We start from the raw sequence: 23,996 nt of genomic DNA, 5'->3' as shown, positions 1-23,996 counted from the left end.
GCGACCGTGCCTCATGACTTGCCGGGTGTTAAGGGCAATTCTGGCGGGCTCGCTGCAAAAAAAAGCCCCGATGAACGGGGCTTTTACTGGCTTTTACTGGCTTTTTTGGGGTGGTCAGCTCTTATTCCATTGGCTGATTTGTGATGTCATGAAGGAGTTGAGCGAACCCATGCTTCCCAGCTTTGCATCCAGGGCCTGGTATTGCTTGAGCATATTTTTCTGGCGTTGCTCCAGGCGTAGGCTCATTGTTTCTTGCTCACTTTGGTTGCGTTTCTTGGCGGCTTCCAGGGCCTTGCTGCGGCCGGTGATGTTGCCTTCGACACCGTTGGCACCAAATACGAAGTCGCGCATGCGCGTCACAAGGCCGTCAGTGGCTGCATTGCCGGTGCTGGCGGTCAGGGTCTGCTCCAGCTTTGGCAGATCGTTCAGTGCGGCATCCAGCTTGCCTGCGTTGATGCTCAGCGAACCATCGCGTTGCAACTCCAGCCCCACATTGGTGAAGTAGGTACCAGTGGCATCGGGCCGTCCAAGCAAGCCGCGCAATGCATTTTGTAGCCCGGTGGCCGTGCTGTCACCTTGCAGGGGCTGTGCTGTCTTGCTGCTCTGGTCGTAGCGTGTCAGATCGGCGAGCAGGGTGTTGATTTTGTTGTAGGCCTGCTGAAAGGCCTCAACTTTGTCGCGCACAGCCTTTTTGTCGGCACTGACGGTGACTTCCACCGGAGTGGTGGTGGTTTTGAGCAGATTGAGCGTGACGCCTGGCACCACATCGGCCACGGTGTTGGTGGCTGATGTGGCCTCAATACCATTGATGGTGAAAGTGGCGTCACTGGCCTTCACCGTGCGCGACATGATTCCCGCCTGCGCTGCGGAAACGGATGCCTGGTCATAGACCAGCTTGTTCAGGGCGCTGCCCGGCGCGGGGGGCGCAGGGGGGGTGCCATCGTCGAGTACGGACATAGAAAACCCGTTTTCCTGTCCCGTTTTGGTGCCGCGCACCAGCAATTGGTCGCCGTTGGTGCCTTTTACCACCACGGCCGAAACCCCGGCGTTCGCACCGTTGATCTTGCCGGCAACGTCGGCCAGCGTATCGGTGGCTGCGATCGAGATATCCACCTTTGCTCCTGCGGCCGTGAAGCCGGTGCCGACTGCGTCCCAACGCCCTGTTTGCAGGCTGAGTGTTCCTGCGGATCCCATCACGGCGCCGCTTGCGAAGCTGCCAGACGCCAAAGACTGGCTGCTGGCCAGCGCCGTGACCTGAAGGGAAAAGTTGCCAGCCACGGCTGCCGTGGACACCGAGCCGGTGACGGCATCCTTGTCGGTGGTGGCGAACTGCTTGCTCTGCCAAACGGACGAACTCATCAGGCCGTTGGCTGCGTCGTACAGCGCCGACAGGGCGGATTTGACTTGGCCGTAGGAGGAAATCTTGGTATCGAGGCTGCTGGCACTGGTTTGCAGCAGCTGCAGCGGGCGCTTTTCCACGGCCATCATCTGGCTGACGATGGTATTGACATCCAGGCCGCTACCGATGCCGGGAGATGAAATAGAGGCCATGTTTCGCTCCTGTGCCAGGTGAAGTGGTTTGCCGACGGGCTTTGTGGGCCCATCTTACGCCGCGCTATTTGCGTTGAAAAGTGAAAAAAGCCGGGTGCTTGTGGTCCCCCGGCTTGGTTCTCAGGCCTGCCTTGCAGGGCTTGCCATCAGCGCAGCAGGGCCAGCACTTGCTGTGGCGCTTGGTTGGCCTGGGCAATCATCGCGGTGCCGGCCTGCTGCAGGACCTGTGTGCGGCTCAGGTTGGCGGTTTCTGCGGCGAAGTCCGCATCCATGATGCGGCCACGGGCGGCGGACTGGTTCTCGCTGGCCGTGCGCAGGTAGCTGATGGTGTTTTCAAACCGGCTTTGCAGGGCGCCTAAGGAGGCACGGCGGTCATTCACCGCGGAAATTGCATTGTCCAGGGCGCCGATGATGGCGGTGTTGTCGGCTGCAACTGCGGTATCCAGGCTAGACGCTGGAGCTGCTGTCCCGCCGGCGCCCATGACGTTGGTGAAATCAGTGATACCGCTCAAGCTGATATCGCCGGATGCAATGGTGATCTGGTTCTCTGCACCAGCATTGGCTCCGACCTGGAATACATAATTAGCATTCGTGTTCAGGATCTTCTCACCGTTGAACTGGGTGGCATCAAGCATGCGGCCGAGTTCCTTGCCCAATTGGTCATATTCGTTCTTCAGCTTGGCGATATCGCCCGAGCCATTGGTGGCATTGGAGGCCTGCACTGCAAGTTCGCGCATGCGTTGCAGCATATCGTTCATGCCCGACAGGCCGCCCTCGGCCACCTGCGCCAGGGAGATGGCGTCGCCGGCGTTGCGCACGGCCACGTTCATGCCGCGCACCTGGGTGTTCATGCGGTCGGCAATGGCCAGGCCGGCAGCGTCGTCCTTGGCGCTGTTGATGCGCAGGCCCGATGACAGGCGCTGCATGGTGGTGCTCAGGCTCGCACTGTTGGCGGCGGTGTTGCGCTGGGCGTTGAGAGAAGCAACGTTGGTGTTGATGGTCATGGCCATGGGGAAAGCTCCTTGGAGGAAAGTTTAGCTCTTATCCAGTGCCAGTTGTGCCCTATGCGCATCTGGCAACGAGTCACTCGATGCTCGTTGATGGAGTTTTCGGGTGCTGGGCGGGAAACTTTAGGGTGATCAGATCAAAAAGGCCGGACATGGCAGCGCTTTGGCTGCTTGTTCGTGAGATGGCATGGCCGCTCAAGCGTGGAGAATCGGGTCGGTTTGGGCATGTTTTGTACGATTCAAGCGGACGTGGGCGCTGTGGATAAGGACGGGCTGCAAGGCGTAAAAAGCAGCAACAGCTGCGCGATCGCGAATATTTGCGCCGTCGACCGCCTGAATCCACAGATGTACACGGAGCGTTGAATCGTGCCAATGCCTTTTTGCTGTCAGAGTGCTTATTTGCGATCGGAGTCTTAATTTGGGGCGGTACTTGCCGATAACTGGCTCAGCACACCAAGAAATGGAAGGTTTTCACATGTACTCCCATCCCAGCGCCAGAGCATCTGCTGCTTACCGGCAGGTGGACTTGAATTCCCAGGTCATGAGCGCCTCGCCCCACCAGTTGATCGGGCTTCTGTTCACGGAACTGCGAACCTGTCTCCTTGTTGCGAAGGATGCCATCGTGCGTAAAGATGTGACTGCCAAGGTGCGCTTTATCAGCAAGGCTGCTCGCTTGCTGGACGAGGGCCTGATTTCCGGCTTGGATATGCAGGCCGGGGGTGCGCTGGCAGAGAATTTGCACAAACTGTATTCGTACTGCCTTGTGCGTCTCACCCAGGCCAACGCACAGAATGATGCGACCGCGATAGATGAAGTGCTCAATGCGCTACAGCCCGTGATGGACGGATGGAGCGAGATTGGAAACCAGGTGCACACATGAGTCGGAACATGCCAACAATCATTGATAAAACTGGGCCTGAAATGCTGATGGACTACTACAAAGCCATCGAAGACAGCAGCGCAAAAATGTTGGAAGCTGCGAAACTGAAGGATTGGGATGGTGTGGTGCGCTATGAGGGCGCCTGTGCCGTGCTGATCGAGCAGCTGCGTTTCAAGTCGCAGGAGCACGAGTTGCTGCCTGAGCAACGCCGTGAGAAAACCCGCATCATGCAGCGTATTTTGCGCAACGATGCCCAGATTCGTTGCCTTGCTGAGCCTTGGCTTGCCCAGTTTGAGCACTTGTTTGAGGGGCAGCCTCAAATGATGCATTGACGCATCCCCCCTGTGGCGGGGGGATGTGATCTCCAAATAAAAAAGCGCTTGCATTGCAAGCGCTTTTTTATTTGTGCTGCGACGAGAGGGCGGAACTTATCTTGTCAGACCTGCATGTTCATGATGTCTGTATAGGCTTGCACCATGCGATTGCGCACATGCAGAGTCGCTTGGAAGCCAACTTGGGCTTTCTGAATCGCGACCATAGTTTCCTCCAGGCTCACGGAGGGGTTTTCCATCTGGACTTCTCTTTGAAGAGCGGAAGAGTGATTCTGCGCTGCGCTCACCGACTGTAGCGCTCCCTTCAGCGCGCTGGAGAAGCCAGCTTCGTTACCCTCTGACTGCGGCATGGCAGCGCGGCGCGCCAGGCCGGCGCCCGACAAGGGGGCGGTGGAACTGGAGATGCGAAGGTCCATGGCAGTGTCCGTAAAGGGATTGAGGTACGCTGTGATCCTATCGAGGGCGTAGCGAGCCATCCTGTGAAATAGATGGACAAATGCGCGGCTTATCTGGTCAACATGGTGTGGCGCTCCCCCCAATAATCGACCCAACGCTAGGTCTCTGCCGAGCCTCTCACATTGGAAAGCAAGATGTCTGCTGTTGCTGAAGTCCCTGTTACACCTCCTCCTGCGAGCCCCAATTGGCTGCAGCGGTTGTCTGCGCTGGACCGTAGTCAGCGCATGCGCCTGGGTGCTGGCATCGCGTTGTTGGTGGTTGCTGCGGTTGCAGCCATGGTGATGGGCCGTCAGCCTGACTACAAAGTACTTTTCTCCAACCTGAGCGATAAGGATGGTGGAGCCATCGTTGCCCAGTTGTCGCAAATGAACGTGCCTTACAAGCACGCGGATGGGGGCGGGGCAATCCTCATCCCCGCCGAGAGGGTGCACGATGTGCGACTGCGGCTTGCTACGCAGGGCTTACCCCGTGGTTCGGTGACCGGATTTGAGTTGATGGAGACAAACCGGTTTGGGATGACGCAGTTTCAGGAACGGCTCAACTTTCAACGCGGGCTGGAGGGTGAATTGACGCGCTCCATCCAGGCGCTGTCATCAGTGCAGGGGGCGCGGGTGCATCTGGCGCTGCCCAATCAGAACGGTTTTTTCCGGGAGCAGCAAAAACCATCGGCATCGGTTTTGGTGAGTTTGCATCCGGGGCGCATACTGGATCGAGCCCAGTTGGCAGGCATTGTTCACCTGGTTGCCTCCAGCGTCCCAGAGCTTGCCCCTTCGGCGGTCAGTGTGCTGGACGACACAGGCAAGCTGTTGTCGCAGTCTCCCGATGCTGCGGGGGAAGAAGGCATTAATGCTCAACAGCTGTTGTACGTGCAGCAGATCGAGCAGCAGTACGCTCGCCGCATCATGGAGATTTTGGAGCCTGTGGTTGGGCGCAACAATGTCAAGGCCCAGGTCAGCGCAGAGCTGGACTTCAGCCGAACAGAATCGACTTCAGAGCAATTCCGCCCCAACCAGACCCCAGACTCTGGCGCCATTCGTAGCCAGCAGGTGCTTGAGAGCAGCGGTACTGCCAATAAAACTGCAACGGGTGTGCCTGGCGCTGTGGCCAATCAGCCGCCCGCTCCGTCTGCTGCGCCTGTCAATGGAGCCAATCCGGCGCCCACAGCGGGTGGGCAACAGGGGGCCGGGGAAAGCACCAGCAAGCGCGAGTCCACCACCAACTACGAAGTGGACAAGACGGTGAAGGTGACCCGTGGTAATAACTGGGCCATCAAGCGCCTGAGTGCTGCTGTGGTTGTCAACTATCAAGCCCTGGCCGAGGAGAAAGGTGGCGCATCACCCAAGCCGCTTACCCCTGAGCAGATCGAACAGATGACCGGTTTGGTGCGTGAAACCATTGGCTTCAACAAGGAGCGTGGAGATTCCGTGAATCTGATGAATACGCCTTTCCTGAGTTCTGAGACTCCAGCACCTGCTGTACCACTGTGGAAGCAGCCTGAGACGATTGAGTTGGCTAAAACCTTTGCTTGGCCTTTGGGGGCCGTGTTGTTTGCCGCTTTGGTTCTGCTGGGATTGGTAAGGCCTGCACTGAAGGGCACGGCCAAACCTGCTGAAGCAGTTCCTGTGGCCGGTGGTCAGCTCAGCGCGCTGGAAGCGGATGAGCCAGATCGGCCTGCACTCCCTGCTCCCACCAAGAAGGATGAGGTTGTGGAGGTCACGCCAGAGCAACTCCGGCTGGAAGAGGCTCGGGTATTGGCCAAGGCCAATCCGGTGGCTGTGGCTAATATCCTGAAAACTTGGGTGCACGGCGATGCCGCTTGATGCACTCGTGACTGAATGGATGATGTCTCATGGATGAAGAAGGTCTGAACGACGCGGCGATTCTGCTGATGTCTCTTGGGGAAGAGGAGGCTGCGGAAGTATTCAAGCATCTTTCGCCTAAAGAAGTGCAGAAGCTCGGAGAGACTATCGCGCGCATGAAGTCGGTCTCGCGCGAGAAGGTTGACCGCGTGATTAACCGTTTCTCTGACGCTGCTTCTGCGCAGAGCCTCTTGGTTTCTGACACGGGCGATTACGTTCGTTCTGTGCTCCGCCGTGCCCTTGGGGATGACAAGGCATCGTTGTTGATTGACCGAATCCTGCAAGGTGGAGATGTTTCAGGTATTGAAAGCCTGAAGTGGATGGACCCGTTGTCGGTGGCAGAGTTGCTGCGCAATGAGCACCCACAGATCGTTGCCGCCATTCTTGTACATCTTGATTCCGAGCAGGCCGCAGGCATCCTGCAGCAGTTGTCGGACCGTCAGCGCAGTGAAGTGTTGCTGCGGGTGGCGACGCTGGAAGGTATTCAGCCAACGGCTTTGAAAGATCTGAACGAAGTGCTGTTCAAAGTGCTTGCGGGCGGAGACAAGATCCGCAAGAGCTCTTTGGGCGGTGTCAAGGCGGCCGCAGAAATCATCAATTTGCTGGGCGGCAACATGGATGCTGTGGTGCTCGAGTCCATCCGTGGTTACGACCCCGACCTGGCCCAGAAGATCATGGACAAGATGTTTGTCTTCGAGGACATCCTCAAGCTGGACGACAAATCCATCCAGGTCGTGCTCAAGGAAGTCGCTTCCGAAACCCTTATTGTTGCGCTCAAGGGCGCAGTACCGGAGTTGCGCGAAAAATTCCTCTCCAATATGTCTTCCCGCGCTGCCGAGGCCCTACGTGAGGATCTCGAGTCGCGTGGCCCCATGCGTCTATCGGAAGTGGAAGCGCAGCAGAAGGAAATTCTCAAGACCGTGCGTCGTCTGTCGGACGAAGGCCAGATTGTGATTGCTGGTGGTGGTGATGATGCCTTCGTCTAATCATCGACATTACTCACGCTTCATCCCCAGTGAGGAGGTGGGCGCTGTCACGCAATGGAAGTTCGGTGCGGTGGATGGCTCCGACCTGCTGCCACCGGAGCCTGAGCCAGAACCCGTGGCCTTGCCCGAAGAGCCGGTGTTTGATGAGGCGGCGCAGTTGGCCTTGGTTCAACAAGCCTGCGACGACGCTTACGCCAAGGGCTTTGCTCAGGGCCAGGCTGAGACTGCTCTGGAGTGGCAGCGTCGCATGGACGACTATGTTGCCCAGCAAGGCCAGGAATTGGCCCAAAGTCTGCTGTCTGTATCAAGGTCCATGGAGTCCTCCATGGCTGGCATGCAGCAGCAAATGGCTCAGGATGTGTTGGCTCTTGCGTGCGATATTGCTCGTCAGGTCGTTCGGCAGGAGCTCTCTTGCAACCCGCAGGTTCTTTTGCCTGCGGTGCGAGAGGCTGTTTCCATGCTGATTGCAGAAGGTCGCCCTGCCGTGGTGCGGCTCAATCCTGCAGACTTGGCTGCAGTTCAGCAGCCCTTGCAAGCTATGACCGAAAGCGCCTCCGTTCAGTGGCTCCCCGATGCCGCAGTTCCATCGGGAGACTGCTTGGTTGAGTCTGGCGGAACAGTGGTGGATGCATCGGTATCCAAGCGTTGGGAGAGGGCTGTAGCGGCGCTGGGGTTGCAGAGCCCCTGGCAAGAGGCAAAACAAGAGGCCGATAGCCATGGCAATTGAGCCTGCTTCTTCCTGGGAGCGTTTCATGAGTGATGCTCGTGAGCGTGTCCGTGCCGGCGTGCCTCTGGAGACACGCGGGACCTTGACGCGCCTGACGGGCTTGGTATTGGAGGCGGCAGGAATTCGGGTACCCGTGGGCTCGCAGTGCATGGTTCAGATGCCTGGACATACCCCAGTGCTGGCAGAGGTCGTAGGTTTCTCTGCCGACAAGGCATTTTTGATGCCCGCTGGCGACATTCATGGTCTGTCCAGTGGCGCCAGCGTGACGCCTGCCGCGCCCTACATTCCGCCCCCTCGACTAGGGGAGGTCGCCAAGCCTGTAGCACGCGCAGGTGTCTTGCGCTTACCGATGGGCGATGGGTTGCTGGGCCGTGTGGTGGATGCACAGGGGCTTCCGCTGGATCATGGGGGGCCCGTGCAGGATGTGGTGGCGGAACCCATGGATCGTCGTCAGATCAATGCCATGGATCGGGATCCTGTACGGGAGCCTTTGGATACTGGCGTTCGTGCGATCAACGCGTTGTTGACGGTTGGGCGTGGTCAACGTCTGGGGCTGTTCGCGGGCTCTGGGGTTGGCAAGAGCGTATTGCTTGGAATGATGGCCCGTTACACCCGTGCGGATGTGATCGTGGTGGGACTCATTGGCGAGCGGGGGCGCGAGGTCAAGGAGTTTGTCGAAGATATTTTGGGTGAAGATGGTCGTGCCCGCTCTGTCGTGGTTGCTGCCCCCGCTGATGCGCCACCTCTGCTGCGCATGCAAGGAGCAGCCTATGCCACTGCGGTGGCTGAGCATTTCAGGGACAAAGGCAAGCATGTGCTGCTGCTGATGGATTCGCTGACCCGCTACGCCATGGCGCAGCGAGAAATTGCGCTGGCCATTGGTGAGCCGCCAGCCACCAAAGGCTATCCCCCATCTTGTTTTGCGAAGTTGCCTCAATTGGTCGAGCGCAGTGGCAATGGATTGCATGGAGTGGGATCAATTACAGCGTTTTATACCGTGCTGTCTGAAGGTGACGACCAGCAAGATCCGATTGCAGACGCAGCGCGCGCCATTCTCGATGGACACATTGTTTTATCCAGGGCGCTCGCGGAGTCAGGTCATTTCCCGGCGATTGATATCGAGCAGTCGGCATCCCGTGTGATGCACAACGTGGTGTCGCGTGAGCATTTCGATCTAGCGCGTCGCTTTCGTGCTGTCTACTCCCGCTATCAGAAAAGTCGTGATCTGGTGCAAGTGGGGGCCTACATGAGCGGCTCTGACCCTGCATTGGACGAAGCCATACGCTTGCAGCCGCAGATGGCAGCGTGCCTGCAGCAAGACATGTTTGACGCTGCTTCTATGGATCAGAGTATTGCGGCCATGGCGGCAGTACTTGAGAGTTAGCTTTCATAAAGAGATACGCGATGTCTGTGCTGAAAGCGTTGATGGTTGCCGTGAGTGTTGCGGAGCGCAAGCGCGATGATGCGCGCCAAGTTCTCCAAAACGCACAAGCTGCGTGTCAGGCCGCGCAGGGACAGCTGTCTCAGTTGGAAGGCTATGCAGAAGAAATACAAGAGCGTTGGGGTGCGAAAGAGGGCGCGAGCTTTAAGCCGGAGGTGATGTATCACCATCACCAATTCATGGGGCGACTTGGGCACGCAGCTGGATTGCAGTCTGGTGTGGTGGCAGACCATATGCAGCGCATCGAGGCCGCTTCACGCCAAGTGCTGGCCGCCGAATTGCGGCTGGCGAGCCTGCGAAAAGTGTTGGCAGCGCGTCGCAAAGAGATCGAACTGCAGCAAGCGCGGCGTGACCAGAAGCAAACGGACGAGCGCGCGGCGATCAAGTACCACAGTAATGCGATTGGACTTTCGGGTCAGGAGGGTTGAAATGGAACAGTCTCGAGTTGGAAGCTCTCACTCACCACAAGGGGGGAGCGCGCCAGTGCGTGGGAAGACGATGGCCAAACCTTCCGACGAAGCGGCTCAAGAGGCCGCCGGACAAGGGGGTTTTTTGGCGCTGATGGCTGCACTGGAGCAAAGCCCAGAAGCTGATGAACGCTTGGATCTCCAGCCGGAGGACGCTGGCTTAGTGGCTATTCAGGGAACAGACCCTGGGATGCTTATGCAAATGCAAGGAGTAGCGGCAAGTAGCCTTTTGGGCGCTCGGTCACTGTCTACAGAAGGTGGGGGTGCAGGGCTTTCTTGGAATATGGATCTTCCAGATGGCGGTTTGGTTGCTCAAACCACTGCGCTGGACAGGCTTGGCGATGTCAAGGACGGGGACCTCGCTGCATCTGCTCTTAGCCTGGGGAGGCCCGTCGGCACTCGTGCAACTGCGGCGTTGGCGCAGCGGGGTGAGCCTTTGAGTGCAGGTGCAAGCATGCTGCTGACCAAAGGGTTGTCAAGTGACCTTGCCAAAACTCTCGCAAGTGCTGCAGATGGCTTGTCTGTTGCCTTGGCTACTTCATCTGTGGCTTCACTGCGAGAGGCGGGAGGGCTTTCGGCTGTTGGGGTGCACGCAGCGGGTAGTTCTCCCACGTTCTTGGGATTGATGGAAGGAGAGGACACTTCCGTCCTGAACGGACAGGTTCTTCCTCTGGTACCTGAACGTGGGAGCGAACCCGCGCGGCTGTCGGACTTGGGTAACACCGGCGCTGGTAATGAAGGCGCTCAGGATGGAGCTCAAGTTGAGGTTCCGTTACCTGCCGGGGAGGCAGCTTCCTTTGACGCGATGGCTCCCTTTGCCGCAGAGGATGCGCTAGCAGAGCAAGTCACATATTGGGTGAACCAGAAGGTGCAGAGCGCAGAAATGACGGTTTCCAGGGATGGGCAGCCTGTAGAAGTCTCCGTTACGCTCTCGGGCAACGAGGCCCAGGTCGCGTTCCGCAGCGACCAGGAGCAGACAAGGCAGCTGCTGGATGCCAGCATGGCGCAATTGAGTGAGATGTTGCGCGGGCAGGGTTTAGTACTGTCAGGTGCAAGCGTGGGCACGTCTGCACGTGATGGACGCTCCAGTGGTGAGCCGTCTCAGGGGCATCCCCCAAAGGCGGGGCAGACCACGGTGGTTGCTGCTGAAGGTATTTCTGTGCGAGCAAATCACATCCAAACTGGGCGCGGTGCGATTGATGTCTTTGTGTGAGGGCTTTCCGTGTCTCGCCCAGACCTGCGAGTCATGGGCAGATGAGGTGTGATACAGCCATGTGTTTGGGCTTTTATTCTGGCTATTATCGGTCGCCTGATCATCCGACAATTTAAGTGAGTAGCCTGCCACCGTCACAACGTGCATGGTTGGCTCACCCCACACAGCAAGGAATCGACCCGTGTCTGCCAACGCCCCAGCCGCTCCGGCCAAGGAGAAACCCAAAAGCAAGAAGATGATGATCATCATCATCGTGGTGGTTGCCTTGCTTGTGGTGGCAGGTGGCGCTGCCGCCTGGTTGTTGTCTAGCCGCTCTCACCCGAAGGACGAGGAGGTCGAGGAGCCTGTTGCGGCCAAAGAGAGTGCTAAAACGCCCCCGACGTTTCTTCCCATTGAGAATATGGTGGTTAACCTGGCTGACCCAGGGGGGGAACGGTTTGCGCAGATTGGTATCACCCTGGAGGTGGCTGATGCCAAAACTGCGGATTTGGTCAAGCAATACATGCCCTCTATTCGCAGCGGCATCTTGATGCTGGTATCCCAACGCACTTCTGAGGAGCTGCTTCAACGAGAGGGTAAGGAAAAGCTCGCACGTGACATTCATCGAGAAGTGTCCAAACCGTTGGGGTTTAATGTGCCCATTCCCAAGAAGCGTACTCCTGGGGATTCCGAGGATGAAGAAGCGGAGGATCGCGCTGCCCGTATCCGGGCGGAGAAGAATCCTGTGAAACGTGTGCTTTTTTCGAACTTCATCATTCAGTGACACGCCTAGGAGTCATGTATGAGTGATTCATTTCTGTCGCAAGAAGAAGTTGATGCCCTTCTTGAAGGTGTCACTGGTGAAAGCCAGAAGTCCGTAGAAGAAGTTGCAGAGGCTGGATCTGTTCGAAATTACGACATTTCCAGTCAAGAACGTATCGTTCGTGGGCGTATGCCCACGATGGAAATCGTAAACGAACGCTTTGCGCGTAATTTTCGTATTGGGCTTTTCAACTTCATCCGCAGGAGTCCTGAAATTTCCGTCGGAACGGTGGCTGTGCAGCGCTACAGCGCGTTCCTGCGTGAGCTAGCGGTTCCCACAAACTTTAATATTGTTGCTATCAGGCCTTTGCGCGGTAGCGGTTTGATCGTCTGTGAGCCCTCGCTCGTTTTTGGGATCATCGACACGCTATACGGCGGAGTGGGAAAGTTTCAGACTCGTATTGAGGGCCGTGATTTTTCACCCACAGAACAGCGTGTGATCAACCGCTTGGTTGATGTCATTTGTGTCGAATACAAAAAGGCTTGGCATGGTATTTATCCATTGGAACTGGAGTACCAGCGGTCTGAAATGCAGCCGCAGTTTGCCAATATCGCCACGCCCAGTGAGATTGTCGTCTCGACGGCTTTTCAATTGGAAATTGGTGATCTTTCAGGCGCCATCCACGTTTGCATGCCGTACGCAACGCTGGAGCCGATCCGGGATGTGCTTTATTCATCTACCCAAGGTGACTCCATCGAAGTGGATCGCCGTTGGGTTCGAGTGCTGACCCGGGAAATTCAAGCTGCCGAAGTGGTGCTGGTGGCCGAGTTGGCCAAGGCAGATGCCACTGTGGAGCAATTGTTGGCCATGAAACCCGGAGATTTCATTGAGTTGGATCGCGAGCCTCGCATCAAGGCATCGATCGGCGGTGTTCCTATTTTTGAATGTCAGTATGGGACGCACAACTCGAAATATGCAATTCGCATCGAAGAATGCCTGCGCAATGCGGATATGAGCTGGCTTGGAGAAAAAGATGTCAACTGAAGAAAACAACAATGACAACAATGCCGCCGACGCCGCAGACGATCCGTTTGCGGGGTGGGCCGAAGCGCTTGAGGAACAAAAGCGCGACAACGCACCGGGAGATGCTGAGCAGGGCGGACCGTTGTCTGGTGAACCCGTGCGTCCTTTCTCCAGCAGCAACGATGCCCCGGTCAACGACATCAATATGGTGTTGGACATTCCTGTTCAGCTCTCTGTGGAGTTGGGACGTACCAAAGTCCCCATCAAGTACATCTTGCAGCTCGCACAGGGATCCGTTGTGGAGCTGGACGCTCTTGCCGGTGAGCCCATGGATGTGCTGGTCAACGGGTACTTGATTGCCCAGGGTGAAGTCGTGGTGGTGAATGACAAGTTTGGTATTCGTCTCACCGATGTGGTGACCCCTTCAGAGCGGCTGAGGCGAGCTAGCCGTGGATAGCCCAAATATGGCGCAAACACTGGGCGTGGTGGTTTTGTTCATTGCCGGAATGGCTTGTTTGCCATGGGTAGTGCGCTGGGCTCAGCAGCGTCAAGCATCACGAGGTATTGCTGGGGGAGCGATCACTGCATCCAAAATCGTCTCTACCGTAGCGGTGGGACCTCAGCAGCGAGTTGTGACGCTGGAGGTTGGGCCTGAGCACTCTCGCACCTTACTGGTCTTAGGTGTGACCTCTCAACATATCAACTGCTTATTTTCTACTCCGGTCCCTGCCTCACCGGAGCAGCAGCCCGCATCTTTCGCACAAGAGATGGCTCGCGCATCGATGCCGAAAGAGTCAGATGGCTAATCTGTCCCTCGGTCGTTGTTGGCTTAAAGCCTTGCTGCCGGCTGGGGCCGGAGTCGTCGTCCTGACGGTCGGAGTGTTGTTCAGCTCCGTGGCCGCAGCACAGACGGCAGCAGGAGCCTTACCCGTGTTAATAGGAACGGGCTCAGGTGGTAATAGCTACTCTGTGCCTATTCAGACATTGCTATTTTTCACGGCACTGTCTTTTTTGCCTGCGGTACTTCTGTTGATGACGGGTTTTACCCGTATCGTGATTGTCTTGTCATTGTTGAGGCAGGCTATCGGTACCCAGTCAGCTCCACCAAATCAGGTGATTATTGGTCTATCGCTTTTCTTGACGATGTTTGTGATGGGGCCGACGCTAGATCGTGTCTATCAAGAAGCCTATTTACCTTATACGAACAACACTTTGGGCTTTGAGCAGGCTTTGCAAAAAGCCGAAGCACCCATGCGTGAATTCATGTTGAAGCAAACACGCCAATCAGACTTCGCACTTTTCTCTCGGCTGGCTCGTCTCAATCCAGAGGTGACAGCAGAAACGGCACCCTTGCGCGTTTTAGTACCTGCGTTTGTAACGAGTGAGTTGAAGTCAGCGTTCCAGATTGGATTCATGATCTTCATACCGTTTTTGGTGATTGATATGGTGGTGTCCAGCATTTTGATGTCACTAGGCATGATAATGCTGTCACCGGTGTTGGTCGCACTCCCATTCAAGCTGATGCTTTTTGTTTTGGCTGACGGATGGAACCTGCTTTTGGGCTCTTTGGCAGCCAGTTTCGTTACTTGATTGAGAGGTTCTGGCATGACATCCCAAATGGTTTTGACCCTCGGGCGAGATGCCTTGACCTTGCTGCTCATGATCTCCATGCCTGTGTTAGGAGTCGTGATGGCGGTTGGTTTGGTCGTCAGCATCTTTCAAGCGGTCACACAAATTCAGGAGGCAACGCTGGCGTTTGTGCCCAAGCTGATCGCCGCTATGGTGGTCTTTGCCATCGCCGGGCCGTGGATGATTAGCACCTTGGTGGATTACTTGCGCAGAACGATTGAATCGATTCCTTCCGTGGTTGGTTAGCACAAGGATTTCAGGGTCGTGATTACTTTCAACGAGGCACAGTTGATGGCGTGGCTGTCTCCTGTGCTTTGGCCTTTTTTACGCGTTCTGGCTGTTTTTACCGTAGCTCCTATTTTCTCCATGCGTGTGATACCCACGCGGGCGAAGGTCGGCTTGGCTTTTCTGGTGGCAGTGTGCGCGCAAGGGATCCTGCCTGAACAACCGATTGTCGATATCAACGGACGTGAGGCCATCGGAGTCGTTGTGCAGCAGGTGGTTGTAGGGTTGGCAATCGGCTTCGCCGTGCGACTGGTGTTCTCGTCTGTAGAGTTGGCTGGAGAAATCATTGGCCTCCAGATGGGGCTCAATTTCGCATCATTTTTCGATCCCACCAGCAATGCCCAAGTCAGTGCAGTGGCCCGTTTTTTTGGAAATATCGCAATGTTGTTGTTCATTGCGATCAACGGCCACTTGTTGGTAGTTCTGGCGGTAGTGAAGAGCTTTGAGCGATTCCCCGTGAATGGGAATTTTTTAGCAGCTTTAAATCAGATGCGCTTGTATGAGCTGGGCGCTTCGCTGTTCTCCAGTGCTTTATGGATTGCGCTGCCTATGATTGCGCTACTGCTGTTCGTAAACCTTACCTTGGGCGTTATTTCGCGAGTAGCGCCGCAAATGAACATTTATGCGGTGGGGTTCCCTGTGACGCTGACCGTGGGCATGCTGGGCATCACCGCCACCCTGCCCATGCTGGAGCAGCCCATGCTCACGCTGATGCAGCAGGCCATGGATATTTTTGCAGCCCAACGGTAGTAATCGACAGCACTATCTGGGCCTTGTTACCAAGGTGTTTGTCTTCGATCCAGTGGCGGGTCAGACCAGCTGATTGCGTATGGCATAAACCGTCAACTCAGCATTGTTGGTGAGTTGCAGTTTCTCCAAAACTCTGGCGCGGTAGACGCTCACTGTTTTGGGGCTCAACATAAGCTCCTCCGCGATGTCAGAGAGACGGCGGCCTGAAGCAATTTTGATAAGAGTTTGCAGCTCACGTTCGGATAGTGCTGAATGTGGTGTTTCAAGTTTGGGTTGCGCCACGCTTTCAGCGAGCATTTGGGCTACTTCTGCTGTGAGGTACTTTCGTCCCTGCACCACCGTTCGTACCGCTGCAATCAGTTCCATGGGATCACCCGCTTTGTTAGCGTAGCCTTGCGCTCCAGCCTTGAGGCAGCGCAGTGCATACTGATCTTCCGGGTACATAGAAACTATCAGAACTTTGATTTCGGAATTGGTTTCCTTCAGGCTTGCCAACACCTCGAGCCCGCTGCGCCCTGGCATATTCAGGTCCAAGAGCAAAACGTCGCAGGGTGATGTGCGCAGAACCTCCCGCAACTCAGGATAACTGCCCGCTTCGCCTGTCACAGTAATGTCGTGTGCTTCCATCAATGTATCGCGAATACCCCGACGCAAGACAGCGTGGTCATCACAGAGAACGACGTTAATCACTTTAGAACTCTTCTGTTGAATGAGCCGCAGTGGCTGTGATTGGAACTGTCAGCGTTATGCATGTCCCTTTTCCAGGCTGACTGCTGATGTCTAGCCAGCCTCCCACCGTGCGGGCTCTTTCTTGCAGACCTTTCAACCCGAAAGCTTTGGGCTTCATGCGCATTTCGGGGGACATGCCGCAACCATCGTCTGCAATTTCCAATGTCAAAACGCCTTCGCGATCTGACAGGTCAATCACCACTTTACTGGGACTTGCGTATTTTGCGGCGTTCGTGAGAGCTTCCTGGGTCGTGCGATAAGCCACCAGTTGCACGTCGGAAGTTACTTGCATTTGTTCGTTTGCCACGCGCACCGTTGTTGATGCGCCGGTTCTTCGTTCAAAACCGCTGGCTAGCCAGCGAACCGCCGCGACCAGGCCTTGCTCAAGGATGGGCGGGCGCAAGTTCATCATGATACGTTGGCTGGCTCCGATAGCGTGTTGCAGCATTTCAGACGCAGCTAAGGCATGCTCTTTCATCTCTGGCGTATCAGCATGTCTACCAATCCACGCGATGTCAAATTTGACAGCTGTCAGGGCTCCGCCTATGTCGTCGTGGATTTCCCTTGCAATGCAAGCGCGCTCATGCTCAATGGAGGTTTGGAGATGTTCTGTCAGTGCAGCCAGTTGTGCTTCCGACTCTGCGAGGCGAGTAACCGCCAATGCACGCTCTTTCTTTGCCTGATGAACTTCCAGTGCTCTCGCCGCGACGTGGGGGAGGCGGGCTATGTCATCTTTCAAGAGGTAATCTGAAATCCCCAGCCGCATGACGTCCACCGCAGCAGCTTCCCCTATCGCCCCCGAAAGCAGCACAAACGGGGGGGGATTAGGCAATTGCACAACATGTTGCCATGCATCAAGCGCTGTAAATCCGTTGAGCCGGTAGTCCGCTAGGATGATGTCGATGTGAGTTTGATGTAACCGATCAAGGAATGCCTCCAGTGAATCAACATGGAGTACCTCCGCCAATGGATACGACTTAACCATGATGCGGCGCACCAAACTTTGGTCGGCGGGCGAGTCTTCGAGATGTAGTACGCGAAGGCGTTGCTCTGACGCTATCTTGACCATAGGAGGGGTATCATAGGATACATTTTGGAACAAACAAGGGTGTTTGTCCGGTTGAGAGGGTTGGTGGGTGAGCGTCCAATGGTTCGCGGGTAATTGGGTTTACTTTGTGTAAATCTCAAATCAACGCAGGCTTCTGTGATGGCACTAGTGCTTTGCTGCTGATTTTTGCGATGGAGAGACGATGCAATCTACGCTAACAACGCCTGATGGACCAGGGGTTCAAGTCCCTGTCATGGTGGCAGCCGAACTGCAAGACTCTTTGCTGGTGGTGATGCACGACCTACATCGATTGGAGGGATTGCTTAGTCATGCAACAGACAACTTGCTCGAAAGATTTGGCGAGGCCAATGCTGTTTTGACAGATTCTTTTGTTGCTGATTCGCCGGAGCTGCTTGCTGTAAGAAATGCGCTGCGTAGTGCGGTCACAGAATTGCAGTTTCAGGACATGGCATCTCAGTTGATCTGGCACACCACCAAAGTGCTGCAGGGCTGTGCCTTTCGGTTGGCTTCGGAGGCCATGGGACATGAAGAGGGTGAGGAGGCTGCCCCGTTCGCTGAAATGGCCCCTGATAGACCCAACCCTGTAACTCAAAGCGAAATGGATGCTGGTTCCGTCGATTTATTTTGATCGTTACGTGATTGGCTAATCTAAATATTCAAGTCAGTTGGAGCCTTACATGCAATCAATACTTGCCGTAGATGATTCACCATCCATGCGAAAAATGGTGTCCTTCACCTTAACTGGTGCGGGTTATCACGTAGTGGAGGCGGTGGACGGGCAAGATGCCCTTGAAAAGGCGGAAACCCATGACATCCATTTGGTTTTAGCAGATCAGAACATGCCTCGCTTGGATGGGATTGGGCTTACGCGCAAACTGCGCGAACACCCCAAATTCAAAACTATCCCGATTTTGATCTTGACGACTGAGTCCAGCGATCAGATGAAGCAGGCGGGGCGTTCTGCTGGTGCGACTGGGTGGCTGGTGAAGCCTTTTGACCCCAATAGGTTAATTGAGGTCATTCAGAAGGTAATCCGTTAACACGGCTTCAAATCACAGCTACCAATTAGGAGCCAACTATGGCAGAAAATTACCAAGAAGGATCTGGATCAGGCGCTGATTTTGATCTGAGTCAGTTTTACCAAATCTTCTTCGAAGAGGCGGGGGAAAATCTTGATCAGATGGAGCAAATGCTCCTGAATTTAGATTTCAGTAATGCTAACGATGAGGAACTCAACGGAATTTTCCGCTGTGCTCATTCCATCAAGGGCGGTGCTGCGACCTTTGGGTTTTCTGATGTAGCGGAGCTAACTCATCAGATGGAATCCTTGTTGGACAAACTGCGTCGGCACGAGTTGCAACCTATTCCAGAAATGGTTGATGTTTTGCTTGAGTCCGCAGATGCATCACGGAGCTTGCTTGCCCGCCATCAAGCAGGAGGCCAGGGAGAGGCAGTTTCTACGACTGCTTTGGTGAAGCGAATCAGTGATCTGGCTGCAGGACTTCTACCAACCGATATGGAGGTTGCTCCAGTGCGCGCACAGGATGCGCCAGTACCCGTGAACCCTGAGCCGTCTCCTGTTTCAGTAGCTGCAGCACCCGCGTTGGCCCCTCACGTGCCTGGCCAGTTGCGGCAGCTGGAAATTCATGTGGGTCCACTAGATCGCACAGAGCAAGCAGACGCTATCAAGGATCTGTTCCGTGATATCGCGGGCTTGGGCACTATCCAAGACATACCCGCTTCGATCCCCGGTATGCGCGTATTTGCAGTAGAAACAACCTCTTCTACTGATGATTTACTGGATTTGTTCGCATTCCATGTGTCCAAGGACCAAGTCCGCTTCGTTGACGCAGCGAAAGTTGGAGCGTCTCCAATTGATGGTGCTTCGGAAGTGGCTTATGGCTTCTTCAGCGACGCGCCCGGAGCCCCCGCTCCGCTGCCTCCACGTGCGCCCTCTGCGGAAGGCGTTCCACAAGTAAAAACTGCTGTAGTGACGAAGGCGGTTGAACCTAAGGTTTCCACACAAGCCCAGATGGAGTCCACCACTATTCGCGTTGCAGTGAATAAAGTGGATCAGCTCATTAATTTGGTCGGTGAATTGGTGATTACCCAAGCGATGTTGGCTCAAAATAGCCGTGGTTTGGATGCTGGTGCGTACCAGCAGTTACTGGCGGGACTGGCGGATTTGGATCGAAACACTCGAGATTTGCAAGAATCTGTGATGTCCATCCGGATGATTCCTATGTCGATAGTCTTCAGCCGTTTTCCTCGTATGTTACGGGACTTGGCAAACAAGCTGGGCAAGAAGGTAGAGCTTGTCACTCTTGGTGAGGCGACTGAGTTGGATAAAGGACTGGTTGAAAAGATTACTGACCCTCTTACCCATTTGGTCCGCAATAGCTGTGACCACGGGATTGAGCTACCTGCAGAACGCTTAGCAAAGGGGAAATCTGAGCACGGAACTATCACGCTGTCTGCTTCCCATCAAGGGGGCTCTATTGTGATTGACGTACGTGATGATGGCAAAGGACTGTCACGCGAAAAGATACTCAAGAAGGCCTTGGAGAGGGGAATGGATGTATCCGAACAGATGCCTGACTCTGAAGTGTGGCAGCTGATTTTCGCTCCTGGATTTTCGACGGCAGATGAAGTCACTGACGTATCTGGCCGTGGTGTCGGAATGGATGTGGTTAAACGAAATATTGCTGCATTGAATGGATCGGTGGAGATTGATTCGGCGGAAGGTTATGGGATGAAGGTCTCGGTGCGCCTGCCACTGACCCTTGCAATTATGGATGGTATGTCAGTCGGAGTGGGAGAGGAAGTCTACATACTGCCGCTTTCGTCCGTGGTGGAGTCATTCCAAGTGAATCCGGATGACGTTAGTACGGTTGCCCAAGGATCGCAGCTGGTGAAAGTTCGTGACGAATATATGCCTGTGATAGCTTTGGAGAAGATATTCCAAGTCCCTAGATTCGATTTGAATAAAACTAGCAACATTATGGTGGTTGTTGAGGCGGATGGAAGCCGTGTTGCTCTGCTGGTGGATGAGTTATTGGGGCAGCACCAAGTGGTTGTTAAAAACTTGGAATCGAATTACCGCAAAGTTCCGAATGTCTCGGGTGCAACAATATTGGGTGATGGCACTGTTGCTTTGATCTTGGATATTGGTGGGCTAGTTCGCCGTGCTAGGCATTGAGGGGATTTGATTGAAATATCTGGTCCTGAGGAGTATTTATGAGTCTCGTTGCTAAAATTTCTGAAAACGTGCATGTTGGTGCTCGCGAATATCTGACCTTTAGATTGGATCAGGAGGAGTATGGCATTGACATACTCAAGGTGCAAGAAATACGAGGGTATGAGCAGCCAACCCGTATTGCAAACGCACCTGCTTTTATAAAGGGTGTCGTGAATTTGCGCGGAACTATCGTTCCTATCGTGGATATGCGGCTTAAATTTAATTGTGCTCAGGCGGATTACAATAGTTTTACGGTTGTAATAATTTTAAATTTGCGTGACCGTGTTGTTGGAATCGTAGTTGACTCTGTCAGTGATGTGATGGAGTTGTCCGCTGAAAATATTCGATCTGCCCCTGATGTTGAGAGTGCAATTGATAATGGATGTATTCTTGGATTGGGATCTGTTGGGGAGAGAATGCTGATCCTGCTTGATATCGAAAAATTAATGTCGAACGCGGATATGGGTTTGGCCGCAAATGATGAGTGAACCATAAGCTTCTGCTGCGTGGCATAGGATGCATGAGTCAATAGGTTGGCCACAGATTCTTTGAATTTGAGCATTGGTAGATTTTCTATTTGGATGAACTCATGTCCCAAGCCACTCATTCCATAAAAATTAACCGCTCTTCTTCGCATCGCTCAGAGATGGATGCGAACGTCATCGCACCTACGGGGCCTCTTGCGCAAGGTAGAGAGTTTGTTTGGACAAACGCAGATTTCGCAAGAGTTCAAGGCCTTATTTACAAGCGTGCTGGAATCAGCTTACATGATGGTAAGCACGCCATGGTGTACAGCCGACTCTCCCGCAGACTCCGGGAAACAGGTCACGACAGCTTCAGCGACTATCTCAGTTGGCTTGAATCTAATGACGGACCTGAGTGGCAAGAGTTTGTCAATGCATTGACAACCAATCTGACTGCTTTTTTCCGCGAGCAGCATCATTTCGAAATATTCGCGTCTCACCTGCGTAGCAAGCCGTCGGGAACTTCCTGGAAGGTATGGTGCAATGCCGCTTCTACGGGTGAGGAGCCCTATTCAATAGTGATGACTGCATGTGAGGCTTTAGGGAACAATCCCCCTTTCAAACTGATAGCTAGTGATATTGACTCCAAAGTCCTAGCTACAGCCGGAAATGGTGTTTACAGAATAGATAGTATGAAGGGGATGAGCCAGGAAAGACTACAGAGGTTTTTCTTGAAAGGTAAGGCTTCTAATGCAGGGATGGTGCGAGTTAAGCCTGAATTAAGGCGTTTAATTGACTTTATGAGTGTCAATTTAATTCGAGACGACTGGCCATTCAAGGAGCCCTTCGATGTGGTTTTTTGTCGAAATGTAATGATTTATTTCGATGCCGCAACTCAGAGAAGAGTGTTGGAAAAAATTCATCGAGTCCTTAAGCCTGGAGGGCTTCTATTTGTGGGACATGCGGAAAATTTTAGCGAGTCTAAAGACCTGTTTGTCCTGCGCGGAAAAACGGTTTACGAGCGGCGCTGACTCTGTTTGGTGAGACTACTCTCAAACTGTCCCATGACCAATAATCGATTAAGCACATCCTCTTCTGCTTCTAGTGGTGCTGGGGCAGGTCTAGAGCGGCGTCGTGCACCCAGAATAGCACCCCTTAGTTCTGATGTGTATTCCTCCTCTGTGATGAGTGTGAAAAATTCTTCTCTAGAGGAATTGAAAGCTCGTCCAAGGCGCCCTGGAGAGGCTTCATTTTTTTATCTTGATCACCATTTTCAGCATAACACGGTAAAAGTATTACCTGGTGAATACTTCGTGTCAGCTGAGAACTTGGTTATTATGACTGTTTTGGGTTCTTGTATCGCGGCATGTCTGTGGGATAGTCGATCCCGTGTCGGAGGTATGAATCACTTCATGTTGCCCGATGGTGATATGGCAGATGCCTCAGGGCGATATGGCTCTTATGCGATGGAGGTTTTAATTAACGAAATGCTGAAGCTTGGAGCTCGGCGTGAAACAATGCAGGCAAAGATATTTGGTGGTGCGCAAGTTATGCATAATTTCACCACGATGAATGTGGGTGAAAGAAACACAAATTTTGTGCTCAATTATCTTCATACTGAGAGAATCCCCATCGTGTCAGAGGATGTGCTGGATATTTATCCGCGGAAGGTTGTGTTTTTTCCAGTCACAGGAAAAGCAATGGTCAAGCGACTGGCCCATGCGCACCCAGATGTTGCACAAGAAGTGCGGGGTAATGCTGTACTCGTCGCGAAAAGTAATTCTGGTGGATCGGTGGATTTGTTTTGATTGAGGGTTGGTTCGATGAGTAAAAAAATTCGGGTGGTAGTGGTCGATGACTCTGCCTTGGTGCGTAGTTTGCTCGCCGAAATCATCAATCGCCAAAGGGACATGGAGTGCATAGGGACAGCGAATGATCCCTTGATTGCCAGAGAAATGATTCGGGAGCTCAATCCAGACGTCATCACGCTGGATGTTGAGATGCCGCGGATGGATGGCATTGATTTTTTGGGCCGTCTGATGCGTCTGCGCCCTATGCCAGTTGTCATGATTTCGACTCTCACCGAGCGTGGAGCCGAGGTCACTATGAAGGCGCTCGAACTGGGGGCGATTGATTTCGTGGCAAAGCCTAGGGTGGGTTTGGCAAGTGGGTTGAACGATCTTGCGGAGCAGATCGTAGACAAAATTCGTATTGCCGCCGTGGCTCATGTGCGCAGGGGCGCTGTTCGAGATATCCCGGTTGCTGTTGCTCCGTTGCATCCCGTGGGTGCCTCCGTTACATCTGCATCTCCCGGAGGCTTGCTCGGGCGCCTTTCAACCGAGAAACTGATTTGTATCGGTGCGTCTACCGGAGGTACTGAGGCAATCAAAGAAGTCTTGGTTCAGATGCCAGCTGACTCGCCCGCCATTGTTATCACCCAGCATATGCCTCCAGGGTTCACGACGAGCTTCGCCGCCAGGCTCAATGGTCTGTGTCAGATTACGGTCAAAGAAGCGGTAAATGGAGAACGAATCCTCCCAGGTCATGCCTATATTGCTCCCGGGGGAAAGCAATTTCATGTTGCTCGCAGTGGCGCGAACTATGTTGCCGTGGTGGACGACGGCCCTGCAGTCAATAGGCACAAGCCTTCTGTTGAGGTACTCTTTAAGTCCGCTGCAGCGGTGGTGGGGCGAAACGCATTTGGCATCATGCTGACCGGTATGGGCAATGACGGCGCAGCGGCCATGCGTGAAATGAAGGACGCTGGTAGCTATAACTATGTACAAGACGAAGCCAGTTGCATCGTCTTCGGCATGCCCAGAGAGGCGATTGCACATGGCGCGGCTGACGAAGTCTTACCCTTGAGTCAAATTGCGGGTGCGCTGCTCGCTCGGCTGCGTGGCTCACCAGACCGGGTGCTGCATCGTATTTGAATTGCTGCCTCGTCAGTTGGCTGTGAGGGTTGTTGATGTGGGTGGCTCTATCTAGTACTTTTGCGCGATAGTTCGTCTGGCGCTTCTTCTGTTGCCAATTCCGCATTCGCAAAATGCATCTGATGTTTGCATTCCTCTCAAAATCTCTGCTATGATCGAAGGCTTCGCTGCACAGAGGGCATGTTTCTAGGTGCGGCGGGGTTGGTTGAAGAAGT

27 protein-coding genes are annotated in these 23,996 nt (G+C 54.3%); 22 read left to right on the top strand and 5 right to left on the bottom strand.

What is annotated here, in order from left to right; translation table 11 throughout:
* Nucleotides 1-114: 114 nt before the first annotated feature.
* On the bottom strand, nucleotides 115-1,551 hold the full coding sequence (gene fliD, locus AADJ04_RS03090; RefSeq protein ID WP_341238708.1) for a flagellar filament capping protein FliD: 1,437 nt from the start codon (nucleotides 1,549-1,551) through the stop codon (nucleotides 115-117).
* A 146-nt stretch (nucleotides 1,552-1,697) separates the two neighbouring features.
* Nucleotides 1,698-2,561 carry a flagellin gene (locus tag AADJ04_RS03085; RefSeq protein ID WP_341238707.1) on the bottom strand — a complete coding sequence of 288 codons (864 nt, stop codon included), beginning with the start codon at nucleotides 2,559-2,561 and terminating at the stop codon, nucleotides 1,698-1,700.
* A gap of 472 nt (nucleotides 2,562-3,033) precedes the next feature.
* Between AADJ04_RS03085 and fliS the strand changes: the two genes are divergently transcribed.
* Both fliS and AADJ04_RS03075 read left to right on the top strand, forming a co-directional pair.
* The gene (fliS, locus tag AADJ04_RS03080) at nucleotides 3,034-3,438 is read left to right on the top strand and encodes a flagellar export chaperone FliS (RefSeq protein ID WP_198846539.1); all 405 of its coding nucleotides are present in this window, start codon (nucleotides 3,034-3,036) and stop codon (nucleotides 3,436-3,438) included.
* 8 nt (nucleotides 3,439-3,446) lie between these two features.
* On the top strand, nucleotides 3,447-3,770 hold the full coding sequence (locus tag AADJ04_RS03075; RefSeq protein ID WP_341238706.1) for a flagellar protein FliT: 324 nt from the start codon (nucleotides 3,447-3,449) through the stop codon (nucleotides 3,768-3,770).
* 104 nt (nucleotides 3,771-3,874) lie between these two features.
* Here the strand turns inward: AADJ04_RS03075 and fliE are convergent, their stop codons facing one another.
* Nucleotides 3,875-4,186, bottom strand: a complete 312-nt coding sequence (fliE, locus tag AADJ04_RS03070) for a flagellar hook-basal body complex protein FliE (RefSeq protein WP_341238705.1) — start codon at nucleotides 4,184-4,186, stop codon at nucleotides 3,875-3,877.
* Between the two features lie 174 nt (nucleotides 4,187-4,360).
* Here fliE and fliF point away from each other — a divergent pair, with 174 nt between their 5' ends.
* The 13 genes from fliF (at nucleotide 4,361) to fliR (ending at nucleotide 15,348) form a co-directional block, all read left to right on the top strand.
* On the top strand, nucleotides 4,361-6,046 hold the full coding sequence (gene fliF, locus AADJ04_RS03065; RefSeq protein WP_341238704.1) for a flagellar basal-body MS-ring/collar protein FliF: 1,686 nt from the start codon (nucleotides 4,361-4,363) through the stop codon (nucleotides 6,044-6,046).
* A 29-nt stretch (nucleotides 6,047-6,075) separates the two neighbouring features.
* Nucleotides 6,076-7,071: a flagellar motor switch protein FliG gene (fliG, locus tag AADJ04_RS03060; protein ID WP_341238703.1), complete on the top strand. Its 996-nt coding sequence runs from the start codon at nucleotides 6,076-6,078 to the stop codon at nucleotides 7,069-7,071.
* Nucleotides 7,055-7,798 (top strand): flagellar assembly protein FliH, encoded by a 744-nt coding sequence (locus AADJ04_RS03055; RefSeq protein WP_198846609.1) that lies wholly within the window; start codon nucleotides 7,055-7,057, stop codon nucleotides 7,796-7,798. Before fliG ends, AADJ04_RS03055 begins: the two co-directional genes overlap by 17 nt.
* Entirely contained in the window at nucleotides 7,788-9,182 is a 1,395-nt protein-coding gene (fliI, locus tag AADJ04_RS03050; protein ID WP_341238702.1) for a flagellar protein export ATPase FliI, read from the top strand. Before AADJ04_RS03055 ends, fliI begins: the two co-directional genes overlap by 11 nt.
* Nucleotides 9,183-9,202: 20 nt before the next feature.
* Entirely contained in the window at nucleotides 9,203-9,667 is a 465-nt protein-coding gene (fliJ, locus tag AADJ04_RS03045) for a flagellar export protein FliJ (protein ID WP_341238701.1), read from the top strand.
* Between the two features lie 70 nt (nucleotides 9,668-9,737).
* Entirely contained in the window at nucleotides 9,738-10,919 is a 1,182-nt protein-coding gene (locus AADJ04_RS03040) for a flagellar hook-length control protein FliK (RefSeq protein WP_341238700.1), read from the top strand.
* A 181-nt stretch (nucleotides 10,920-11,100) separates the two neighbouring features.
* Nucleotides 11,101-11,682 (top strand): flagellar basal body-associated FliL family protein, encoded by a 582-nt coding sequence (locus AADJ04_RS03035; RefSeq protein ID WP_240485387.1) that lies wholly within the window; start codon nucleotides 11,101-11,103, stop codon nucleotides 11,680-11,682.
* An 18-nt stretch (nucleotides 11,683-11,700) separates the two neighbouring features.
* Entirely contained in the window at nucleotides 11,701-12,705 is a 1,005-nt protein-coding gene (gene fliM, locus AADJ04_RS03030; protein WP_044402257.1) for a flagellar motor switch protein FliM, read from the top strand.
* Complete coding sequence (fliN, locus tag AADJ04_RS03025; RefSeq protein ID WP_066696581.1) at nucleotides 12,695-13,141, top strand: flagellar motor switch protein FliN; 447 nt, start codon at nucleotides 12,695-12,697, stop codon at nucleotides 13,139-13,141. The genes fliM and fliN overlap by 11 nt, the downstream gene beginning before the upstream one ends.
* Nucleotides 13,142-13,148: 7 nt before the next feature.
* The gene (locus AADJ04_RS03020) at nucleotides 13,149-13,490 is read left to right on the top strand and encodes a flagellar biosynthetic protein FliO (RefSeq protein WP_082758813.1); all 342 of its coding nucleotides are present in this window, start codon (nucleotides 13,149-13,151) and stop codon (nucleotides 13,488-13,490) included.
* Nucleotides 13,483-14,274, top strand: a complete 792-nt coding sequence (gene fliP, locus AADJ04_RS03015; protein ID WP_082758812.1) for a flagellar type III secretion system pore protein FliP — start codon at nucleotides 13,483-13,485, stop codon at nucleotides 14,272-14,274. The genes AADJ04_RS03020 and fliP overlap by 8 nt, the downstream gene beginning before the upstream one ends.
* A 15-nt stretch (nucleotides 14,275-14,289) precedes the next feature.
* On the top strand, nucleotides 14,290-14,559 hold the full coding sequence (gene fliQ / locus AADJ04_RS03010) for a flagellar biosynthesis protein FliQ (protein WP_142083364.1): 270 nt from the start codon (nucleotides 14,290-14,292) through the stop codon (nucleotides 14,557-14,559).
* A gap of 18 nt (nucleotides 14,560-14,577) precedes the next feature.
* Nucleotides 14,578-15,348: a flagellar biosynthetic protein FliR gene (gene fliR / locus AADJ04_RS03005; RefSeq protein WP_207373442.1), complete on the top strand. Its 771-nt coding sequence runs from the start codon at nucleotides 14,578-14,580 to the stop codon at nucleotides 15,346-15,348.
* A 60-nt stretch (nucleotides 15,349-15,408) separates the two neighbouring features.
* On the opposite strand, the gene AADJ04_RS03000 is transcribed toward fliR, so the two are convergent.
* Nucleotides 15,409-16,038: a response regulator transcription factor gene (locus tag AADJ04_RS03000; RefSeq protein WP_207373443.1), complete on the bottom strand. Its 630-nt coding sequence runs from the start codon at nucleotides 16,036-16,038 to the stop codon at nucleotides 15,409-15,411.
* A gap of 1 nt (nucleotide 16,039) precedes the next feature.
* Nucleotides 16,040-17,146, bottom strand: coding sequence for an ATP-binding protein (locus AADJ04_RS02995; protein WP_341238699.1), 1,107 nt, complete (start codon nucleotides 17,144-17,146; stop codon nucleotides 16,040-16,042).
* 181 nt (nucleotides 17,147-17,327) lie between these two features.
* On the opposite strand from AADJ04_RS02995, the gene AADJ04_RS02990 reads away from it, so the two are divergent.
* From AADJ04_RS02990 to AADJ04_RS02960, 7 genes are all read left to right on the top strand, one after another.
* The gene (locus tag AADJ04_RS02990; RefSeq protein WP_066696546.1) at nucleotides 17,328-17,774 is read left to right on the top strand and encodes a hypothetical protein; all 447 of its coding nucleotides are present in this window, start codon (nucleotides 17,328-17,330) and stop codon (nucleotides 17,772-17,774) included.
* A 49-nt stretch (nucleotides 17,775-17,823) separates the two neighbouring features.
* Nucleotides 17,824-18,186 (top strand): response regulator, encoded by a 363-nt coding sequence (locus AADJ04_RS02985; RefSeq protein WP_044402276.1) that lies wholly within the window; start codon nucleotides 17,824-17,826, stop codon nucleotides 18,184-18,186.
* 38 nt (nucleotides 18,187-18,224) lie between these two features.
* Nucleotides 18,225-20,345: a chemotaxis protein CheW gene (locus AADJ04_RS02980; RefSeq protein WP_198846531.1), complete on the top strand. Its 2,121-nt coding sequence runs from the start codon at nucleotides 18,225-18,227 to the stop codon at nucleotides 20,343-20,345.
* Between the two features lie 38 nt (nucleotides 20,346-20,383).
* A complete protein-coding gene (locus AADJ04_RS02975; RefSeq protein ID WP_066696544.1) occupies nucleotides 20,384-20,872 on the top strand; it encodes a chemotaxis protein CheW in 489 nt (162 codons plus the stop codon).
* A 158-nt stretch (nucleotides 20,873-21,030) separates the two neighbouring features.
* On the top strand, nucleotides 21,031-21,879 hold the full coding sequence (locus AADJ04_RS02970) for a CheR family methyltransferase (protein ID WP_142084074.1): 849 nt from the start codon (nucleotides 21,031-21,033) through the stop codon (nucleotides 21,877-21,879).
* Nucleotides 21,880-21,912: 33 nt separating this feature from the next.
* Nucleotides 21,913-22,656 (top strand): chemoreceptor glutamine deamidase CheD, encoded by a 744-nt coding sequence (gene cheD / locus AADJ04_RS02965; RefSeq protein ID WP_198846530.1) that lies wholly within the window; start codon nucleotides 21,913-21,915, stop codon nucleotides 22,654-22,656.
* A gap of 15 nt (nucleotides 22,657-22,671) precedes the next feature.
* Nucleotides 22,672-23,781, top strand: a complete 1,110-nt coding sequence (locus AADJ04_RS02960; protein WP_066696542.1) for a chemotaxis response regulator protein-glutamate methylesterase — start codon at nucleotides 22,672-22,674, stop codon at nucleotides 23,779-23,781.
* Nucleotides 23,782-23,996: the final 215 nt, after the last annotated feature.

This window comes from uncultured Acidovorax sp. (assembly GCF_964021665.1).
Classification (GTDB): domain Bacteria; phylum Pseudomonadota; class Gammaproteobacteria; order Burkholderiales; family Burkholderiaceae_C; genus Acidovorax; species Acidovorax temperans.
Note: the sequence above shows the minus strand (reverse complement) of the source record. Positions and strands in the feature narration are given on the sequence as shown.

What these genes read in the sequence shown, in the direction of transcription:
- fliD (WP_341238708.1), bottom strand. Translation starts at nt 1,551, where the DNA reads ATGGCCTCTATTTCATCTCCCGGCATCGGTAGCGGCCTGGATGTCAAT.
- AADJ04_RS03085 (WP_341238707.1), bottom strand. Translation starts at nt 2,561, where the DNA reads ATGGCCATGACCATCAACACCAACGTTGCTTCTCTCAACGCCCAGCGC.
- fliS (WP_198846539.1), top strand. Translation starts at nt 3,034, where the DNA reads ATGTACTCCCATCCCAGCGCCAGAGCATCTGCTGCTTACCGGCAGGTG.
- AADJ04_RS03075 (WP_341238706.1), top strand. Translation starts at nt 3,447, where the DNA reads ATGCCAACAATCATTGATAAAACTGGGCCTGAAATGCTGATGGACTAC.
- fliE (WP_341238705.1), bottom strand. Translation starts at nt 4,186, where the DNA reads ATGGACCTTCGCATCTCCAGTTCCACCGCCCCCTTGTCGGGCGCCGGC.
- fliF (WP_341238704.1), top strand. Translation starts at nt 4,361, where the DNA reads ATGTCTGCTGTTGCTGAAGTCCCTGTTACACCTCCTCCTGCGAGCCCC.
- fliG (WP_341238703.1), top strand. Translation starts at nt 6,076, where the DNA reads ATGGATGAAGAAGGTCTGAACGACGCGGCGATTCTGCTGATGTCTCTT.
- AADJ04_RS03055 (WP_198846609.1), top strand. Translation starts at nt 7,055, where the DNA reads ATGATGCCTTCGTCTAATCATCGACATTACTCACGCTTCATCCCCAGT.
- fliI (WP_341238702.1), top strand. Translation starts at nt 7,788, where the DNA reads ATGGCAATTGAGCCTGCTTCTTCCTGGGAGCGTTTCATGAGTGATGCT.
- fliJ (WP_341238701.1), top strand. Translation starts at nt 9,203, where the DNA reads ATGTCTGTGCTGAAAGCGTTGATGGTTGCCGTGAGTGTTGCGGAGCGC.
- AADJ04_RS03040 (WP_341238700.1), top strand. Translation starts at nt 9,738, where the DNA reads ATGGCCAAACCTTCCGACGAAGCGGCTCAAGAGGCCGCCGGACAAGGG.
- fliM (WP_044402257.1), top strand. Translation starts at nt 11,701, where the DNA reads ATGAGTGATTCATTTCTGTCGCAAGAAGAAGTTGATGCCCTTCTTGAA.
- fliN (WP_066696581.1), top strand. Translation starts at nt 12,695, where the DNA reads ATGTCAACTGAAGAAAACAACAATGACAACAATGCCGCCGACGCCGCA.
- AADJ04_RS03020 (WP_082758813.1), top strand. Translation starts at nt 13,149, where the DNA reads ATGGCGCAAACACTGGGCGTGGTGGTTTTGTTCATTGCCGGAATGGCT.
- fliP (WP_082758812.1), top strand. Translation starts at nt 13,483, where the DNA reads ATGGCTAATCTGTCCCTCGGTCGTTGTTGGCTTAAAGCCTTGCTGCCG.
- fliQ (WP_142083364.1), top strand. Translation starts at nt 14,290, where the DNA reads ATGACATCCCAAATGGTTTTGACCCTCGGGCGAGATGCCTTGACCTTG.
- AADJ04_RS02995 (WP_341238699.1), bottom strand. Translation starts at nt 17,146, where the DNA reads ATGGTCAAGATAGCGTCAGAGCAACGCCTTCGCGTACTACATCTCGAA.
- AADJ04_RS02990 (WP_066696546.1), top strand. Translation starts at nt 17,328, where the DNA reads ATGCAATCTACGCTAACAACGCCTGATGGACCAGGGGTTCAAGTCCCT.
- AADJ04_RS02985 (WP_044402276.1), top strand. Translation starts at nt 17,824, where the DNA reads ATGCAATCAATACTTGCCGTAGATGATTCACCATCCATGCGAAAAATG.
- AADJ04_RS02980 (WP_198846531.1), top strand. Translation starts at nt 18,225, where the DNA reads ATGGCAGAAAATTACCAAGAAGGATCTGGATCAGGCGCTGATTTTGAT.
- AADJ04_RS02975 (WP_066696544.1), top strand. Translation starts at nt 20,384, where the DNA reads ATGAGTCTCGTTGCTAAAATTTCTGAAAACGTGCATGTTGGTGCTCGC.
- AADJ04_RS02970 (WP_142084074.1), top strand. Translation starts at nt 21,031, where the DNA reads ATGGATGCGAACGTCATCGCACCTACGGGGCCTCTTGCGCAAGGTAGA.
- cheD (WP_198846530.1), top strand. Translation starts at nt 21,913, where the DNA reads ATGACCAATAATCGATTAAGCACATCCTCTTCTGCTTCTAGTGGTGCT.
- AADJ04_RS02960 (WP_066696542.1), top strand. Translation starts at nt 22,672, where the DNA reads ATGAGTAAAAAAATTCGGGTGGTAGTGGTCGATGACTCTGCCTTGGTG.